The organism is Yinghuangia aomiensis (genome assembly GCF_039542225.1).
GTDB classification, from domain to species: Bacteria; Actinomycetota; Actinomycetes; order Streptomycetales; family Streptomycetaceae; genus Yinghuangia; species Yinghuangia aomiensis.
Genome location: NZ_BAABHS010000013.1, coordinates 226,784 through 244,273, shown reverse-complemented (window position 1 = coordinate 244,273; position 17,490 = coordinate 226,784). Strand labels below are relative to the sequence as shown.

The 17,490-nt window shown below is 71.9% G+C and carries 17 protein-coding genes; 4 read left to right on the top strand and 13 right to left on the bottom strand.

Annotated elements, in window-relative coordinates:
* Position 1 precedes the first annotated feature (1 nt).
* The 4 genes from ABEA93_RS19950 to ABEA93_RS19935 form a co-directional block, all read right to left on the bottom strand.
* Entirely contained in the window at positions 2–907 is a 906-nt protein-coding gene (locus ABEA93_RS19950) for a radical SAM/SPASM domain-containing protein (RefSeq protein WP_345676977.1), read from the bottom strand.
* Positions 908–1,141: 234 nt separating this feature from the next.
* Positions 1,142–1,282, bottom strand: coding sequence for a hypothetical protein (locus ABEA93_RS19945; protein WP_345676976.1), 141 nt, complete (start codon positions 1,280–1,282; stop codon positions 1,142–1,144).
* On the bottom strand, positions 1,282–1,659 hold the full coding sequence (locus tag ABEA93_RS19940) for a hypothetical protein (RefSeq protein WP_345676975.1): 378 nt from the start codon (positions 1,657–1,659) through the stop codon (positions 1,282–1,284). Before ABEA93_RS19940 ends, ABEA93_RS19945 begins: the two co-directional genes overlap by 1 nt.
* The gene (locus ABEA93_RS19935) at positions 1,656–1,898 is read right to left on the bottom strand and encodes a hypothetical protein (RefSeq protein WP_345676974.1); all 243 of its coding nucleotides are present in this window, start codon (positions 1,896–1,898) and stop codon (positions 1,656–1,658) included. Before ABEA93_RS19935 ends, ABEA93_RS19940 begins: the two co-directional genes overlap by 4 nt.
* A 522-nt stretch (positions 1,899–2,420) precedes the next feature.
* Between ABEA93_RS19935 and ABEA93_RS19930 the strand changes: the two genes are divergently transcribed.
* Positions 2,421–3,251, top strand: coding sequence for a helix-turn-helix domain-containing protein (locus ABEA93_RS19930; RefSeq protein ID WP_345676973.1), 831 nt, complete (start codon positions 2,421–2,423; stop codon positions 3,249–3,251).
* Complete coding sequence (locus ABEA93_RS19925) at positions 3,248–3,442, top strand: DUF397 domain-containing protein (RefSeq protein WP_345676972.1); 195 nt, start codon at positions 3,248–3,250, stop codon at positions 3,440–3,442. Before ABEA93_RS19930 ends, ABEA93_RS19925 begins: the two co-directional genes overlap by 4 nt.
* Positions 3,443–3,724: 282 nt before the next feature.
* Here the strand turns inward: ABEA93_RS19925 and ABEA93_RS19920 are convergent, their stop codons facing one another.
* Positions 3,725–5,668 (bottom strand): TIGR03960 family B12-binding radical SAM protein, encoded by a 1,944-nt coding sequence (locus ABEA93_RS19920; protein WP_345676971.1) that lies wholly within the window; start codon positions 5,666–5,668, stop codon positions 3,725–3,727.
* 162 nt (positions 5,669–5,830) lie between these two features.
* Between ABEA93_RS19920 and ABEA93_RS19915 the strand changes: the two genes are divergently transcribed.
* The gene (locus ABEA93_RS19915) at positions 5,831–6,808 is read left to right on the top strand and encodes an SPFH domain-containing protein (protein WP_425585009.1); all 978 of its coding nucleotides are present in this window, start codon (positions 5,831–5,833) and stop codon (positions 6,806–6,808) included.
* A gap of 12 nt (positions 6,809–6,820) precedes the next feature.
* Positions 6,821–7,063: a type II toxin-antitoxin system antitoxin gene (locus ABEA93_RS19910; protein WP_345676970.1), complete on the top strand. Its 243-nt coding sequence runs from the start codon at positions 6,821–6,823 to the stop codon at positions 7,061–7,063.
* A gap of 40 nt (positions 7,064–7,103) precedes the next feature.
* On the opposite strand, the gene ABEA93_RS19905 is transcribed toward ABEA93_RS19910, so the two are convergent.
* From ABEA93_RS19905 to ABEA93_RS19870, 8 genes are all read right to left on the bottom strand, one after another.
* A complete protein-coding gene (locus ABEA93_RS19905) occupies positions 7,104–9,185 on the bottom strand; it encodes a hypothetical protein (protein WP_345676969.1) in 2,082 nt (693 codons plus the stop codon).
* A gap of 106 nt (positions 9,186–9,291) precedes the next feature.
* Positions 9,292–11,382, bottom strand: a complete 2,091-nt coding sequence (locus ABEA93_RS19900; protein ID WP_345676968.1) for a hypothetical protein — start codon at positions 11,380–11,382, stop codon at positions 9,292–9,294.
* Positions 11,382–12,605, bottom strand: a complete 1,224-nt coding sequence (locus tag ABEA93_RS19895; protein ID WP_345676967.1) for a lysylphosphatidylglycerol synthase transmembrane domain-containing protein — start codon at positions 12,603–12,605, stop codon at positions 11,382–11,384. Before ABEA93_RS19895 ends, ABEA93_RS19900 begins: the two co-directional genes overlap by 1 nt.
* Positions 12,602–13,852 carry an acyl-CoA reductase gene (locus tag ABEA93_RS19890; RefSeq protein ID WP_345676966.1) on the bottom strand — a complete coding sequence of 417 codons (1,251 nt, stop codon included), beginning with the start codon at positions 13,850–13,852 and terminating at the stop codon, positions 12,602–12,604. The genes ABEA93_RS19895 and ABEA93_RS19890 overlap by 4 nt, the downstream gene beginning before the upstream one ends.
* A complete protein-coding gene (locus tag ABEA93_RS19885) occupies positions 13,849–14,964 on the bottom strand; it encodes a LuxE/PaaK family acyltransferase (protein ID WP_345676965.1) in 1,116 nt (371 codons plus the stop codon). The genes ABEA93_RS19890 and ABEA93_RS19885 overlap by 4 nt, the downstream gene beginning before the upstream one ends.
* Positions 14,961–16,409, bottom strand: a complete 1,449-nt coding sequence (locus tag ABEA93_RS19880; RefSeq protein ID WP_345676964.1) for an AMP-binding protein — start codon at positions 16,407–16,409, stop codon at positions 14,961–14,963. Before ABEA93_RS19880 ends, ABEA93_RS19885 begins: the two co-directional genes overlap by 4 nt.
* On the bottom strand, positions 16,406–17,188 hold the full coding sequence (locus ABEA93_RS19875) for an SDR family NAD(P)-dependent oxidoreductase (protein ID WP_345676963.1): 783 nt from the start codon (positions 17,186–17,188) through the stop codon (positions 16,406–16,408). Before ABEA93_RS19875 ends, ABEA93_RS19880 begins: the two co-directional genes overlap by 4 nt.
* A complete protein-coding gene (locus ABEA93_RS19870; protein WP_345676962.1) occupies positions 17,181–17,459 on the bottom strand; it encodes an acyl carrier protein in 279 nt (92 codons plus the stop codon). Before ABEA93_RS19870 ends, ABEA93_RS19875 begins: the two co-directional genes overlap by 8 nt.
* Positions 17,460–17,490 lie beyond the last annotated feature (31 nt).

Sequence of the window (17,490 nt, the reverse complement as noted above, 5' to 3'; positions counted from 1 at the left end):
CCTACCTTCTCGGGTTGCAGGTGCTCAGCGGGGTGCCCGGCGTGCACTCCTGGTCGTCCGGGTTGCACGGTCCGGACGGGGGCTGCGGTCCAGGCGGGGGCAGGGGCTCGTTGCCGGCGCGGGCGTCACAGATCGTCGAGATCGCTTCGGCCATGCCGTCCCCGTTCAGTGTGGCGGACAGCGGGGCGGTTCGGATGTTGCCGACCGTCAGCCACGCCGACATCACACACGGGGTGACGTCCCCAGTCGGGCCGATGGCCGCGCGTCCGTTGCCGCAGCCTCCACACAACCCCGCGGGGTCCGTGCTGGCACCCGCGCGACCGAAGGGGCGTGCGTGGTCCACCCGGACGTCGGTCACGCCGAGGTCGCGGAGACGGGCGACCGCCTTGCTCACGTCCTGGTCGGCGTCGACCCCGATCACGCCGACGCGCAGCGGAATCCCCAAGCGCAGCGCCGTGATGATGTTGGACTCGGTACGTGCGTGGGACGGGCGTTGCGTGACGGCATCGTGCGCCGCGGCGTCCGCCGAGTAGTACGACGTGGCCAGCGAGACCCCGGAACGGCGGAACAGCTCCCACCATGCGGGCGTGACGCGCACCAGGTTGCTGTAGACCTCGACACGGAGTCCAACGGACAGGGGGTGCGAGAGCAGTTCGGCGAAGTGCGGGTGCATGGTCGGCTCCCCGCCGATCATCTGCACCTGCTCGACTCCGAGCCCTGCGGCCTGGTCGAGCACGGTCAGCCAGTCGTCTCGGGTCATGGTGCCGTGCGTCTCGTCCGGGCCCGATGCGTTGTAGCAATGGGTGCAGCTCAACGCGCACTTGCGGGTCAGGTCCAGCCACAGCATGCGCCAGTGGGGGCGCCGGCCGTCCGGTGCGCGCTCGGGTGCCTCAAGGATCACGGTCATGGTGTGCAGCTCCTCGTCGGTGAGTTGGGCTGACGTGCAGGGACGTGATCAGGGGTGGGGGCGGAGTCGTCGCCGCCATCTGGACGGCCGTGGGTTCTCCTCACGCATGCCTCGTGTGTAGAGAAGTCCCGGTCGACTCCGCCCCCAGTCATCGGGTGGCCAGCTCGTACAGGGCCAGGGCGAGGCCGCACGCGAGCGTGGCGGCGACCCAAGCCATTTCGAGCGCACGTCGGATCAGGTCGGTAGCTGACGCTCCGTCGGCCGCTTCTCGGTGGCCTGTGCCTTGCGCCGCTCGTCGTAGGCGTCGAGCTGTTTGCTCAGCTCGTGATTTGCGGTCGGCGACACTCGCCCCACACGCCATACTTCGTAGTCCATTAGGCCCCCTGGCCGGCGGGTCTTCCGCCGCGGTTGTCCGGACTCCTAACCGCATCAGGCGGGTTCGCGTCACGTCCGGGCGTGCTCTCTCGCCCGCCGCGCGGGACAACCGTCAGTTCGTGCTCGACGGCCAGGTAGGGCATCCGGGACCCGTGTTCCTCGCACTTGGCGACACGGAAGTTCGTCCCGACGGGCCGGACGATTTCGACGACGACCCCAGGCCGGTGTGTGTAGCCGGGGGCAGCAACCACCCATGCGCCGACCTCGAACACGAGCGGCTCCGGAACGCCTCCGGACGCAGGCACCTTCGCCGGGGTCTCGCGGATGGCGATTTCGTGGCCGCCACCGTCCATGCTGCCAACGAACATGCGCGTCACGCGGCGTCCCCGATCCATCCGACGCGGGGCACCTTGATGTCGCTCCAGTTCGTTCCCGGTACGGGCTGCACCGGCGTGTCGGACGCGGGTGTGCCGGGCGGCGCCTCCTGCCAGCTCCGGAGACCGTCACGAACCTTCATGATGATGCCCGTGTCCGCTCCCATCGGGCCGTGAGCGACGATCGCCCGCGCTTCCGCCATGACGCTCGCCGGAAGGGCTCGCTCAGTCTTCACCGCCATGACCGCCGCCTCCAGTGCTGTCGCCCGGAGATGAAGGGACCGTTCGTCATAGCCGCCGTCCGGCCGTTCGATCGCGACGGCTGGCCAACCGAGCTCGACGCCCCGCTTCGGGCAGAACAGGCCGCCAGAGCCTCAGGCGAAAGAAGCTCCACCGATACGTCGAGTGCGCCGCTCACTTGCTTAATCCCCCTGTGCATCGTTGACATTTGCAGGCCGGCCACTGGAAGGCCGAAGCCGGGGTTGTGAGGGGATCGTGCGGGCGGATCACTTGCAGCCGTTCCCCACGATCGCCGACCTGGCCATCCCTGCCAGTCACGTATGTCCCGATCGTCATACGGCTCCCGCTGCGTCGCCCACGCCCCTCAGCGCCCATTCCCGACCTCCCTGTGACCGTTCCACTACTGAGGGAACACCCGCCGGGGTACGTTGGGCTACGGGGTGACGATCGCCTTCTGAACAGGTGATTCGGTCCGCCGCACCGCGAGGAGAAAAGTCTCCTAAACCCTCGGGGGAGGTTGGAACATGGCTGGTCGACGTCGAGATGTGGAGCCGCAACGGCCCTCGTGGATTCTCGACTTCCTAGGGCGACAGATCCGCCGGTACCGCGAGATGGAGGGCATGACCCAGACCCAGGCGGCCAACGAGGCGCACATCTCGAACAAACACTTCTCGGCCATTGAGTCAGGGACGAAGCCGCCAGCCAGGGACTTGGTGCAAGTCATCGACCATGCGGTCAATGCGCGGGGTGCACTCGTGGCCTTGCGCGACGAGATGAACGAGCCTCCCGGTTCTGAATGGTTCGAGCTGGTTGTCGAACTCGAAGCCGGAGCAAGCTCCCTGCGGCAGTACGCCGTGCAGGTCATTCCTGGGCTGTTGCAGACGGGCGACTACGCCCGGGAGGTGCTGTCGACTGGCCTGGCCCGTAAGCCTGTCGGCTGGTTGGAAAAGAAGCTTCAAGAGAGACTGAACCGCCAGAACATCATTTGGCGGCAGGGGCCGCCGGAGCTGTCGTTCATCCTCGACGAATGCGCGGTGAGCAGGCAGCCGAAGAGTCGTGACCTCATGCGCGGACAGTTGAAGCGGCTGCTCGAAGTCGGGGAACTGCCCCACGTCACCATCCAGGTCGCACCGCTCGACATGGGCTTGCATACGATGCTGGACGGCCCGATCACGATCATGGGCTTCGACGAGGGCGACGATTGCGTGTACGTGGAGCCGTTCGGTCAAGGTTTCGTGGCCTACGATCCGGTGACACGGACGGATGCGAAGCGGCGCTTCGACCGATTGAAGGCCGAGGCACTGTCGCCGACAGACACGGCCGAGTGGATTCGCGCGATGATGGAGACTCTGTGAACGCTCAGCACACCCCGCGGCCCCAATGGTTCAAGTCTTCGTACTCCACGGCACAGGGCGGCGACTGTATCGAGACCGCGGCGATGAATGCTGGCGCCGTCGGAGTCCGCGACAGCAAGGACGTGGACCGCGGTCACCTGACCGTCTCTGCGGCCTCCTGGCGGGCCCTGACGTCGTCGATCAAGCACTGACGCCAGACAAGCCAACAGCGGCCCCTGGAGAGCTTCCAGGGGCCGCTGTTGCGTATCTACTGGCCGTCGTGCGTCAGACCCACTCGATCGTGCTCGTCACCGAGCCCACGCCGGACTCCGAGGCGGGAAGTGGTGCGTTCGCCGGCGCCCGCTTGGCTGGCTTCCGGCGCGGCTGCCCGAGGCCGCGGAGGATGGCTTCGCGCTCCCTCGCGGGTGCCGCAGCCACCATCGCGACCAGACTCGCAACGACCTTGCTTTCCGCGGTCGAAACCCCCGTCACGATCAAACCCCCTGGCCAGAGGGCTGCTTGACGGACAGCGGGAGCAGCTTCTGGCCCGTCGGGCCGATCTGAATCTCGGTCTGCATCTGCGGGCACACGCCGCAGTCGAAGCACGGGGTCCAGCGGCAGTCCTCGACCTCGACCTCGTCGAGGGCGTCCTGCCAGTCTTCCCAGAGCCAGTCCTTGTCGAGGCCGGAGTCGAGGTGGTCCCAGGGGAGCACCTCGTTCCAGTCGCGTTCGCGGGTGGTGTACCAGTCGACGTCGACCGGTTCGTCGGCGAGGGCCTTCTCCGCGCTCTTCATCCAGCGGTCGAAGCTGAAGTGCTCGCTCCAGCCGTCGAAGCGGCCGCCGTCCTCCCAGACCGCACGGATGATCTTGCCGACGCGGCGGTCGCCGCGGGACAGCAGGCCTTCCACGATGCCGGGCTTGCCGTCGTGGTAGCGGAAGCCGATGGACTTGCCGTACTGCCGGTCGGCGCGGATCACGTCGCGCAGCTTCTGCAGGCGCTCGTCGGTGGTCTTCGCGTCGAGCTGCGGCGCCCACTGGAACGGCGTGTGGGGCTTGGGCACGAAGCCGCCGATGGAGACCGTGCAGCGGATGTCGCGGCTGCCGGAGACCTCGCGGCCCTTGGCGATGACCTTCTTCGCCATCTCCGCGATCTGCAGGACGTCTTCGTCGGTCTCGGTCGGCAGGCCGCACATGAAGTACAGCTTCACCTGGCGCCAGCCGTTGCCGTACGCCGTCGCGACCGTCCGGATGAGGTCCTCTTCGCTGACCATCTTGTTGATGACCTTGCGCATGCGCTCGCTGCCGCCCTCGGGCGCGAACGTCAGGCCGGACCGGCGGCCGTTGCGGGTCAGTTCGTTGGCCAGGTCGATGTTGAACGCGTCGACGCGGGTCGACGGCAGCGACAGGCCGATCTTGTCCTCGGTGTAGCGGTCCGCGAGGCCCTTCGCGACCTCGCCGATCTCGGTGTGGTCCGCGGACGACAGCGAGAGCAGGCCGACCTCTTCGAAGCCGGTCGCCTTGAGGCCCTTCTCCACCATCTCGCCGATACCGGTGATGCTTCGCTCCCGCACGGGGCGCGTGATCATGCCGGCCTGGCAGAAGCGGCAGCCGCGGGTGCAGCCGCGGAAGATCTCCACCGACATCCGCTCGTGCACCGTCTCGGCGAGCGGCACCAGCGGCTGCTTCGGGTACGGCCACTCGTCCAGGTCCATGACGGTGTGCTTGGACACCCGCCACGGCACGCCGGACCGGTTCGGGGCGACCCGCTGGATCCGGCCGTCCTCGAGGTAGTCGACGTCGTAGAACCGCGGCACGTAGACGCCGCCGGTCACCGCGAGGCGGAACAGCAGCTCGTCGCGGCCGCCCGGGCGGCCTTCGGCCTTCCAGGCGCGGATCACGTCGGTGATCTGCAGCACCGCCTGCTCGCCGTCGCCCACCACGGCCGCGTCGATGAAGTCGGCGATCGGCTCGGGGTTGAACGACGCGTGGCCGCCGATGAGCACGATCGGGTCGTCCTCGGTGCGGTCCGCGGCCTCCAGCGGGATGCCCGCGAGGTCGAGCGCGTTGAGCAGGTTCGTGTAGCCCAGCTCGGTCGAGAAGCTGACGCCGAACACGTCGAACGCCTTTACCGGGCGGTGTGCGTCCACGGTGAACTGCGGGACGGAGTGCTCGCGCATGAGCTTCTCCATGTCCGGCCACACCGCGTACGTGCGCTCGGCGAGGACGTCCGCGACCTCGTTGAGCACCTCGTACAGGATCATGACGCCCTGGTTGGGCAGGCCGACCTCGTACGCGTCCGGGTACATGAGCGCCCAGCGCACCGCGGCGGCGTCCCAGTCCTTGACGGTCGAGTTCAGCTCGCCGCCCACGTACTGGATGGGCTTCTGCACGCGCGGCAGCAGCGGTTCCAGGCGCGGGAAGACCGAGTCGGCGGGCATGGTGCATCCTCCGGCAGGGGATGGGGGAACAGCCTCCCAGCTTAACGCCTGCCCGGAGTCCCCCCGACCGCCCCGGACCCTGGAAAAAGTGATATCACTTTGCTAGTTTTCTGTTGTCACCCTTCCGGGGCGGCAGCGTCACATCACCGCGGGGAGGCGGCCATGAGCAGCGCACCAGGCGCACCAGGCACTTCAGGCACACCGGCAACTCCGGGCGGTCCGGGCGGTCCGAGCGATGTCGCGGTCGACATGCCCGCGCCCCCGGTCCGCGAGCACGTCGTCCGCGGCATCGGCGGCGGTCCGGCGCTCGGCATCGGACTGCTGATGCTCATCGGCGCGGTCGTCATGTTCGTCGCCAGCAGCGGCGTCGAGGGCGGGCAGCGCGGCGCCCTGATCGGCGGCGGCGTCGTGATCGCCCTGCTGGCGCTGTTCGGCCTCGGCGGCCTCAACTCGGTCGCGCCCGGGCAGGCGCGCGTGGTGCAGCTCTTCGGCCACTACAAGGGCACCGTGCGGCAGAGCGGCCTGCGCTGGGTGAACCCGCTGACCCACCGCACCGCGGTGTCGACCCGGATCCGCAACCTGGAGACGGACGTCGTCAAGGTCAACGACAACGACGGCAACCCGATCGAGGTCGCCGCCGTGGTGGTCTGGCAGGTCGAGGACACCGCGCAGGCGATCTTCTCGGTCGACGACTTCGTGGAGTTCGTGGCGATCCAGTCGGAGACCGCGGTCCGGCACATCGCCAGCCGCTACCCCTACGACAACCACACCGACGACGGCCTGTCGCTGCGCGACAACGCCGACGAGATCACCGGCGAACTCTCCGCCGAGATCGGCGCCCGCGTCTCCGCGGCAGGGGTACGGGTGATCGAGTCCCGGATCACGCATCTCGCCTACGCACCGGAGATCGCGCAGGCTATGCTGCGCCGCCAGCAGGCCGGCGCCGTCGTGTCGGCGCGCACGAGGATCGTGGAAGGGGCGGTCGGCATGGTCGAGTTGGCGCTGAACCGCCTCGACGAACAGGACCTGGTCGCCCTGGACGACGACCGCCGCGCCGCGATGGTCAGCAACCTCCTCGTGGTGCTGTGCAGCGACCAGTCGACCCAGCCGGTGGTGAACACCGGTTCGCTCTACCAATAGCTCCGAGGCCCGGTGACCGAGCGGAAGAAGATCCTGCTGCGTCTCGACCCGGCGGTCCACGACGCGATCGCCCGCTGGGCGGCGGACGAACTGCGCAGCACCAACGCGCAGATCGAGTTCCTCCTCCGGCGGGCGCTCGGCGACGCCGGGCGGACGCCGCGCGACGCGGGCGCCCCGGCCCGCCGCGGCCGCCCGCCGAAACGCGCCGAAGACCCGGCCGAGGAACCCGGCGCTCCGGAGAACGAGCCCGGCTGACGCCATACCCTCCGGCTCCAGGCCCTCCGTGTCCGGGCCGTCAGCTCTTCCCGCCGCCGATCTGCACGATCTTCACGCAGTGGCACGGGTTCTGCGCGGCGGCCCGGACCAGGCGCACGCCGACGACGGGGTCGAACGAGACGATCTGCAGCGGCACCGGGCTGGTGCGGCTGTAGACCTCGAGGTTCTCGTCCCAGTTCTGCGCGACGTAGTACATCGGGTCGAGGGCTTTGCGGGCGTCCTGCTTCTCGGAGGCGACGAGCGGCATGTCGGCGACGTACTTCTCCAGCGTGCCGAGCTGGTGGTTGAGCACCGCGGCCTGCATGGTGACGAGCGCGTTCTGCCACGCGGTGCGGCTGGCCCGCAGCACGACCATGGTGAACTTGCCGTTGCCGAGCAGCTTGCGGCGCTGCATGGCCATGAGTTCGCTCTGCGCGGGGCTGACGATCAGGCCGTCGGCCCAGACCTTGCCCCACGTGTTGTCCGGCGCCGGCCGGTTGTCGCGGAACTCCGGCTTGCCGAAGCTGATGCCGCCCGCGAGCAGGACCCCCGCGAGGGCCGCCGCCACGGCCACGGTCCCCCGGGCCGCCCACCGGCCCCGGGTGCCGAGCTTGTCGGCCTTGTCGCGGGCGGCACGCGGCAGCGGCAGCCGGCTTCGGGAGATCAGCGCGCCGGCGCCGCCGAGGCCGATCAGCACGGTGACGAGCCAGGCGTAGAGCAGCTTCTCCAGGTAGTACGACGACTCGCCGATTTCCGACCGCTGGTACACCCACAGCCCGAGCGCCACCACGGCCGCCGCGGCGACCTGGATCCCCATGAGCCGCTGGGTGGGCGACCGCCGGGCCCGGGATACCGCGAGGTACAGCACGAACACCGCCGTCGCCGCCGCGAGTACGCGCCGGGGCGCGCGGATGATCGGCCCCCACAGCAGCAGATGCGACGACGCGTTGAAGTCCCCCGCCAGGCGCGGCACCACGATCGGCACCAGCACCAGCGGCACGACGGCCGCACAAGTCACCGCCACGGGCAGCAGACGGCGCCGCAGGCGGGCGCGGACCGCCCACATAGTGGCGGCGGCGCCCAGGGCGAGCGCGGGTGCGTAGAGCGGGTAGGTGAACGCGACGCCGATCAGCGCCAGGCCGACCAGCACGGTCTGTTCGACCGGCCGGTCGGGGTAGCGCACCAGCAGCGCGATGGCGAGGACGGTGAAGAACAGGCCGAGCACCTGCGAGTCGAAGCCGTACCAGACCGACGTGGTCATGACCCCGGTGGCGAGGAAGGCGCCGATGGCGGACAGCGCCAGCGCGCCGCGCCAGCCGCGCGCACGGTGCCCGGCGACCCAGCGGGCCGCCCAGACGGCGGCCAGCACGAACGCGCCGTAACCGAGCAGCAGGAGCGAGTAGTAGCGGTGGGCTTCCGCAACACCGTTGCCGGGCGCGGCACCGTTCATCCGGAACGAGTCGGCGAGGGCGTACAGGAAGTGCGCGCCGTTGGGGTAGTTGGTGGCCATGCCCGCGACGAGGATCTGCTTGGTGTGGCCGGGGTCGAGGAAGGCGTAGCCGTCGAGCTGCCGGACGGCGTCGAACAGGCTGAATTGGCGCAGCCGGTCGCCGGTGTCGTTGCCCGCGAAGTAGCCGAGGCGTTCGACGAGCGGCCGGGTCGCGGTCGGCCACGCGGTCGTCAGCCACGCGGCGAGTCCGGCGCCGGCGACCGCGAGGTCGGTGCCGTACACCCGGGTCGGCAGGGTCGGCTTGCGGCGCAGCGCCCACGCGGCAGCGACCAGCAGCGTGAACGCGAGCCCCGCGACGGGCACGGGGTGCAGCCCCCACGGCCACACGGAGAACAGCAGTCCGCCGACGAGGGCCGCGCCCGCGACCGCGCCGGCCGCGATCACGAGGCGGTCGAGGAGTCCCCCGCCGGGGCGCAGCAGGCTCGCGGTGGCCGCGACGACGAGGGCGGGCAGCACCAGGTCGGCGTGGGCGAGGTGGGCGAGCGCGGTCGCCGCCCAGGCCGCGGCGAGGGCGGTGAGCGCGGCGGGGGTGCGGCGGCGCAGGAATGCGGCGCGCGACGCGTACCGCCGCGGGCCGGGCTGCTGTTCGGGGGCCGCTACACGGTCGAGCACCTGGACCTCCTGGAGGCCGTTCGGTCGTGCCGGCGCGCAGGCGGGCGCGCCGGCGAGGTCCCGCGGGGTTTCGGCGGGCGGGGTCCGCGGGCGTCCGGGCGCGTGGTCAAACAGGTCTGCCGAGCCGGTCGACGCGGACGATGCGCAGGCCCAGGTCGGGCCGTTCGGCCGCGAACTTCCGCAGCTCGCGCTCCACCCACGGGTCCCAGACCACGACGCGCAGCGGGATCGGACTGGCCGCGAGGATACGGCGCAGCCGGGCCACGCCGCGTTCGGTCACCTCGGACCGGTCGCCGTACGGGAGGGCTTTCCCGGTCGGCGCGGGCCGCAGGGGCTCGCCGGGGGCGATGCCGTCGACGTCCTTGAGGGAGTACAGCGTCTTCTGGAGGCGGCCGTAGTCGTGGTTGAGCACGGCCAGGGTGTTGGACGCGTCGACGTTGACCCAGTGCTGGTCGGACAGCAGCGCCATGGTGGGCACGCCGTCGCCGAGGAACTTCGCGTTGTAGAGGACTTTGAGGCTGTCCGCGTACGGATTCTGGATGCGGCCGGACGCCCACACCGCGCCCCAGTTCATGTCGGGTCCGGGGCGTCCGTCGTATTGCACGCGGCCCCAGTGCAGTCCCCCGGCGAGGATCGCGGCCGCCACGACGGCCGCGACCGTGCCGAACGCGTTCCTGGTCCGGAGCAGGGCCGGGGAAGACCGCGGGGAAGCCGCCGCGGCGGGCCGGGGGGCGGCCCTCCGCAGCCAGAGCACGGCGGGCCCGAGCGCGACCAGGCACAGGACGGTCCACGCGTGCAGCATCTTCTCGAAGTAGTACACGGTGCCGCCGACCGACAGCACCTGGTACGCCCAGAAGACCGCCAGCGCGGCTGCCCCGGCGAGCAGTTGGCCGAACATGACGCGGTACGCGGGCGAACGCCGGGTGCCCGCGCGCACCAAGCCGAGGAAGGCGACGATCGCCAGCCCGGCCAGGAAGCGCCGCTGCATGCGCACGATGGGCCCGGCGAGCAGCAGGTGGCTGCCGACGTTGAGCGTGCCGACCAGCTTCGGCAGCACGGCGGGGAGCAGCGCGACCGGGACGGCCACCACCGCCACGGCCGCGTAGGCCCGCCAGGACCGCCGGACGCGTTTGCGGTACACGGCGAGCCCGGCCACACCGGCGAGCGCGATCGGGACGAGGAACAGGGAGTAGCAGAAGCTGACCGCGACCACGAGCGCGCCGAGCAGCAGCGCGCTGTCGGCGTCCTTCACCGGCGGCCGGGCGATCAGCGCGACGGCCAGGGCGAAGAAGCCGAGACCGAGCATTTCCGCGTCCGACTCGTTCCAGAACCCGGTCATCAGGATGCCGGTGGCCAGGTACGCGCCGACGCCCGCGCAGACGACCGCGCGGCGGCGGTCGGACACCGCCGGTCCGGCGACCCACCGGCAGGCCCAGGTGACGCACACGACGAAGAACGCGTAGCCGATGACCGCCCACCAGTAGTAGCGGTGGAAGGCGGCGGTCGACGTGCTCGGGTCGGCGCTGGAGCGGGCGAACACGTCCCCGAGGGCGTACAGCATGTGCGTGCCGCTCGGGTAGTTCGCCTCCATGCCCGGCAGCACGATTTCGCGGGCCTGGTCGGAATGGAAGAAGCCGTAGCCGCCGACCTGCTGGATCGCGTCGAACAGCGAGAAGTGCCGCAGCCGGTCGCCCTGTCCGACCGCGGTCAGGTAGGGCAGCGACTGCTTGAAGCCGACGCGGGCGACCGGCCAGGCCAGGGTGATCGCGGACGCGGCGCCGGACGCCAGGATCACCGCGTCCGACCACAGCACCTTGCGGGGCAGTTTCGGCCGCCGTCCGGTGGCGAAGGCGACCGCGAGCAGCGCGGTCATCGCGCACCCGGCGATGGGCGCGGGTTCGAGATGCCACGGCCAGACCGAGAACAGCAGTGCGGCGGTGATCGTCGCGCCGCCCAGCAGCCCCGCGGCGAGCACGAACCGGTCGAGCAGCGCGGACCCGGCCCGCAGCAGCGATGCGGTGCCGACGAACACCACCAGTGCGGACAGCGGATCGGCGTGCAGCGCGTGCGCGGCGAACGCGAACAGCCAGACGAGAACCAGCAGGCCGCCCCACACGGCGGCCCGGCCTCCGGGCCCGGACAGCCGGGTCCGGCAGCGCGCGGTCAGGCCGCGCAGCCCGGAGAGCCGGTAGAGCATCAGCGCGTCCCCCGCTCGTCCGGTGCCGGGTCGGGCACCGCGTCGGGCCGCGGGTCGGACTCCGGGCCGCGCTCCAGGTCGGCGTGCGAGTCGGACTCCGGGTCGGCGTGCGGCTCGGGCTCGGGGTCGACGCGGGTGGCCTTGTGTGCGATGGCGTCGGCGCGGTCGGTGGCCGCGGGGTCCGCCGGGTCCTTGAGGACGCGCCGCGCGAGCAGGGCCGCGATGCCCGCCGACACCAGGTCGGCGACGGTGAAGAGGATCCGCGACACCAGCGCGAGCGCGACGGCCTGGCCGCGCGGCATCGTCGTGGCCAGCGCCGCGACGAGGACGATCTCGCGGACGCCGGCGCCGGACGGCAGCACGAACGCGAACACGCCCGCGGTCAGGCCGACCGCGATGGCGCCGATGCACAGCAGCAGTTGCTGCAGGTCCGCGGGGGCGACACCGCGCGCGAGGATCCACAGGTGGACGCCGAAGAGCACGTAGGCGAACGACGCAAGGCCCGCACTGCGGCCCACCAGCCCCCACGTGAGGCGGAGCTTCACCGGCGGGCGCTTGAGCAGCCGCAGGGTGAACTCGCCGGTGCGCGCCAGGACTTTCGGGTGCAGTCCGGCGAAGCCGATCGGCAGGAGGAGGAACGCCCAAGCGGCGCCGGGCGCGTCCTTGAGCACGACCGGCAAGGCGAGGACGCCGAGCAGCAGCGCGGTGACCACGGAGATGATCACGTAGAGCAGCGACGCGGTGAAGATGCGGGCGCGGGAGACCTGGGCTTTGCGGCCGAGTTCGAGCTGGAGGACGTAGGTCCACACCGAGCCGGGCACGTACTTGCCGAGCTGGCTGACGAGCTGGATCTGCGCGCCTTTGAGGATGCCGATGGGCTTGCCCATGCCGTCCACGAGCTGCTGCCACGACAGCGTGCCGACGAACATGCCGACGAGGAGCACGAAGCCGCTGCAGGCGACCGAGTACCACGGGAGTTCGTCGAGGGTCTTGGCGACCTCGTCCCAGTTCCCCAGGACGATGTAGACGATTCCGCCGACCGCGAGCACCAGCAGCACGGGCCGGGCCACCACCATGAGCCGGGCCAGGACCCGCTGCCAGGGCGGCCGCGGCGGGCGCGGCGCGGCAGCGTCCGCGTCCGGGGCGGCCGCGTCCCGGGCGGGCGGTTCGGAGGCGGGGCCGGTCGCCGGAGTGGCGGCGGGGTCCGCCGCGGGACCGGTCACCGGCCGGCCGCGACGGTGGTGAGGCGGGTGAACTCGCGCGGCAGGTCGTAGCCGTCCCAGACCGGCGCGAACGACAGCGCGGAGCCGAACGGCACGATGCGGTCGATGCCGCGGCCGGCCGCCGCGGAGGCGAACGCGGCCAGGTCCTCGGGGGCGAAGCCGAAGTGGCTGAGCGTCTGGTCGCGGCGCTGCACCATGGCCGCGACATCGGTGAGCGCCGCCACCGACGCGGTCGGGAACGCGCCCGCGCCGAGCCACGTGCGGGGCACGTCGAGGGGGTCGGCGAGGTCGAGGACGGCGACGGCCTCGGCGGCGCGGAAGCTCAGCGTCCGGGCCCGGCCTTCGGCGGCGACCCCGTACGCGGCGACGCGCTTGTGCACGGCCATCGCCGGGTCGGGGCGTTCGCCGCGGCGGGCGAGCAGCGCGGCGAGCCGGTCGAAGAGGTCGTCCCGGGCCGCGTCCGCGGCGTCCGGGGGGCCGACGAAGTACACGGCGCGCGGCGACGCGCAGGCGGCCTGGTCGAACCAGTAGCTGTCGTTGTAGAGGTCCAGGACGGCCTGGTCGCGGGCGGCGTCGGAGGCGGCCGCCCATCCGCCGGCGTGCACCGCGGCGAACGACGCGCGGTCCGGGAACGCCAGGTCGCGGGCCGCGGGGCCGAGCGGGGTCCGCCGGACGGCCGCCACCGAATGGTCGCCGCCCCACACGACGCGCAGGTCGCAGGCCTCGGACAGGGCCGCGGTCGCGGCGTCGTCGCGGTCGTAGGTGATCATGCGCTGGGTGGCCGCGACCGCGGGGTGGGCGGCGGCCAGGGCGGACTCCAGGCGTTCCAGGACCCGGTCCGCGGCGGCGCCGGAGCGCGGCGAGACGCGGACCACGTTGCGGTTGCCGGTGAGCGCGGCGAGCGCCCACGCGTAGACGAAGATCGTGTCGACGTTCGCGGGCGGGATGTGGAAGAGCAGGCCGCGCGGGAACCGCAGGGTGCGGGTGCCCGCGCGGTCGGGCTCGGCGAGCCGGGCGAGCTGCGCGTCGAGTTCGGCACGGCGCAGGAAGAAGCCGAGGGGAGCCAGCTCGGGATGGCTGCGGATCAGGGCGGGTTCGAGCAGGGTGCGCCCGAACGCCGTCAGGAAGTCGACGATGCGCGGGTCGCCGACGGTGAGCGGACCGCCTGGCACCTCCCCGGCCAGGTCGTCCAGGACCTCGGCCAACGGCCGGTCCGGCCCCGCCGGGAAGCGCTGACGGATCATCATGCGGCCTGTTCCCCCTGGGAGTCGGCGGCTTGGTCGGATGCTTGGTCGGGTGCTTGGTCGGGTGCCTCGGTGAACGTGTCGCTGCAGCCGCGGGCTTCGGCGCGGGGCAGCCGGCCCAGGACCGAGAAGCGCTTGCCCGGCCAGTACCCGTCGTCGGTGCCGTGCACGACGCCGAGGTCCTCGGTGAGCAGCACGTGGCCCGGGTACGAGCGGGGCAGCGTGCTGACCACCTCGATGAGGCCGGGCGTGCCCGCGGGCTGTTCGGCCCAGGTCTCCGGGTCGCGGATCACCACGTCGGCGAAGTCCGGGCAGTACAGCGCGTCGCCGTCCGGGCCTTCGACGAAGACGGTGCCGATCTGCTCGACCATGCCGTAGTAGTTGTGGATCCGGGTGAGGCCGGTGTCGGCGGCGAACCGGGCGCGGAACGTGGCGTTGTCGACGGCCCGGTCGGCGAGCTTCTTCCAGCCGCCGGAGTGCACGAGGATGCCGTGCGACAGGTCGAACGCGTGCGCGGCGGCGACCTCGTAGAGGTACTGCCAGACCATGAAGGTGAAGCCGAAGACCAGGAACGGCGCGTTGCCGTGCGTGCCGAGGAACCGGGCGACGGCGTCCGGGTCCGGGCGGCCTTCGGCGTCCAGGACGTAGGTGTGGTCGCGGCCGAACCCGGCCATGCCGAGGACGCCCGCGCCGCGCGCCGAGAACGAGCGGCGGTCCTTGACCACGGACGGCGTGTCGACCATGAGCATCGGCAGCCGCTGCCCGCCGAGGACGGTCTGCAGCGTGCGGCTGAGTGCCCGGGTCTGGTCCGCGGCGGCCTGCCGGTCGAGATGGATGCGGGACACCTCGGCGCCGGTGGTGCCCGACGACGTGAGGGTCTTGAAGATCTCCTCGCGCGGCACGCTCGCCAGGTCGTGGTGCTTGAACAGGCGCACCGGCAGCCACGGCAGCTCGGCGATGCTCCCGGCGGTCCCCGCGACCCCGAGGGCCGCGAGGATCCGGTCGTATTCGGCGCAGTTGGCCCGGTGGTGCGCGGTGAGCGCGACGAGTTCGGGCAGCAGCTCGGCTTCGCGCTGCTCCTGGGTGCGGGAGAACACGTGGGCGGGCGCGGTCACGTGTCCGCCTCCAGGGCCCGGTAGTCGACCTTGCCGCTGGCCAGCAGCGGCAGCGTGTCGACGGAGCGCACGTCGAATCCGGACGCGTGCACGCGCAGCCGCTCGGCGAGGGCGCGCGCGGCGGCCCGGCAGCGCTCGCCGTCGGCGCCTTCCAGCCAGATGACGACGCGGTCGTCGCCCGGCACCGCGGCCGCGACGCCGTGCCCGCGCAGCAGGTCTTCGAGGTCGTCGAGGCTGACGCGGGTGCCGAACACCTTGCCGATGCGCTTGAGGCGCCCGGTGATGGTCAGGAAGCCCTCGGTGTCGAGGCGGCCGAGGTCGCCGGTGGGCAGCACGCCGCCCAGGTCGTCGCCGCGGGCCAGGTCGGCCTCGGTCTCGGCGTAGCCCATCATCACGTTGGGCCCGGCGTAGACGACCTCGCCGGCGCTGTCCGGGTCCGCCGGGCCGTCGAGCGGCCGGATGGTGAACGCGCCTCCGGGGATGGCCTGTCCGGCGCTGCCGATCTTGTCGGCGAGCCGCTCGGGCGGCAGGACGGCCATGCGCGCGGTGGCCTCGGTCTGCCCGTACATGACGGCCAGGCGCCCGCCGGCCGCGGCCATGCGGTCGGCGAAGTCCTGGACGAGCGCCGGGCTCAGCCGGCCGCCCGCCTGGGTGAGGGTGCGGATGGACGGGTGCGCGGCGGGGGCGAAGCCGATCCGGCGCAGCATCTCGTAGTGGTACGGGACACCGGCGAAGCTGGTCGCGCGGTACGTGTCGACCGCGTCCCAGAAGCTGCGGGACAGCACCCCGTTCGGCTCGACGAGGACGGTGGCGCCGGCCACGAGGTGGCTGTTGAGCACCGACAGGCCGTAGCTGTAGTGCAGCGGCAGGCTGGTGGGCGCCACTTCGCCGGGGCCGAGGCCGAGCGCGACCGCGATCGAGCGGGCGTTGGCGAGGACCGCGCCCGCGGACAGCCGGACCAGCTTGGGGTTGCCGGTGGAGCCGCTCGTGGTGAGCAGGACGCCCAGGTCGGGGTGCGGCGTCTCGCCGTCCGGGTCGAGACGCACCCAGCCGGTGCCGTCGAACACGCGGTACCCGGCGGGCACCGGCCCGTCGGCACCGGTGACGCCCGCGGGCCGGAAGCGGCCGATCAGCGTCTCCAGCGCGGTGCGGTCCAGCGCCGGGTCGAGCAGCAGCACCGGACGGCCCGCGGCCAGCGCGCCGAGGTACTGCAGCACGCCGGGGAGGTCGAGCGGGGTCAGCGCGAACAGGACGCCGGTCGGCAGCGCGGACAGCCGGTCGGCGGCCTCCGCGACGGCGCCGCGCAGCTCGGGGCCGCGCAGCGCGGTGCCGGTGGCGCCGTCCACGAGGGCGGCACCGGGGTGCACCAGTTCGCCGGCGGCGTTGCCTGGCCGGTCGTCGGGTTCGGGCTGCGGGTACCGGTGCCGCGGGGTCTCGATGCTCACAGCACCAGGCCTCCGTCGACGCCGACGATCTGGCCGGTGACGAACGCCGCGTCGGGCCCGCACAGGAAGCGGATCACGCGGGCCACCTCCTCGGGGGTGCCGACGCGCCCGAGCGCGGTGTCGGCGACGCGGCCCGCGACCAGGTCCTCGGGCAGGTGGGCGATCATGTCGGTGGCGATCACGCCGGGCGCGACCGCGTTGACTCGGATGTTGTAGCGGCCGAGTTCCTTGGCCGCGGTCTTGGTGAGCGCGCTCACCGCCCCCTTGGAGGCCGCGTAGGCGCTCTGCCCGGCGTTGCCGCGTTCGCCGACGATCGAGGCGAGCAGCACGATGGCGCCGGAGCGCTTGCGCATCATGGCGCGGGCGGCGGCCTGGAGGCAGCTGAGCGTGCCCGCGACGTTGGTGGACAGCATGCGGTCGACCAGGTCGTCGCGGATCATCCCGATCAGCGCGTCCTCCAGCACACCGGCGTTCGCGACCAGGCAGTCGATGCCGCCGTGTTCGCGGGCGATCTCGGTGAACAGCGCGCGGACGGCGGCCGAGTCGGTGACGTCGAGCGCGTGCCCGACGACGGTCGCCCCGGTCGCGGCCGCCGCGCGGCTCGCGCGTTCCTTGGCCTTGGCCTCGTCGCGGCCGGTCAGCACCACGGTGGCGCCCGCCTCGGCGAGCGCGTCCACGGTCGCCGCGCCGATGCCGCGGGTGCCGCCGGTGACCACGCAGATCCGCCCGGCCAGGCCGGTCGAGGCGGCCTGGCCGGTTTCGGGGGCCGCGCTAGTCACCGAGCCCCATTCCGCGGAGCATGTCGTAGGCGACCTTGAACCCGCTCATCTCGATGACCTGGTCGGTGTCGAACTGCACGCCGAACTCGTCCTCGATCGCGGCGACGAGCGCCATGTGGCCGAGCGAGTCCCACTTGTCGATCTCGCGGTAGCGCAGTTCCTCGATCCGCACCGACGGGTCGAGGTCGAGCGCGTAGGCGAAGACGCCCTTGAGGCGGTCCCTGGTGGTGGCGCCGTCCTTGGTGGTGGAGTCGTCCGTGGTGGTGGACATGTGTCCCCCTTTCGTACGCGGTTGCCGGTCG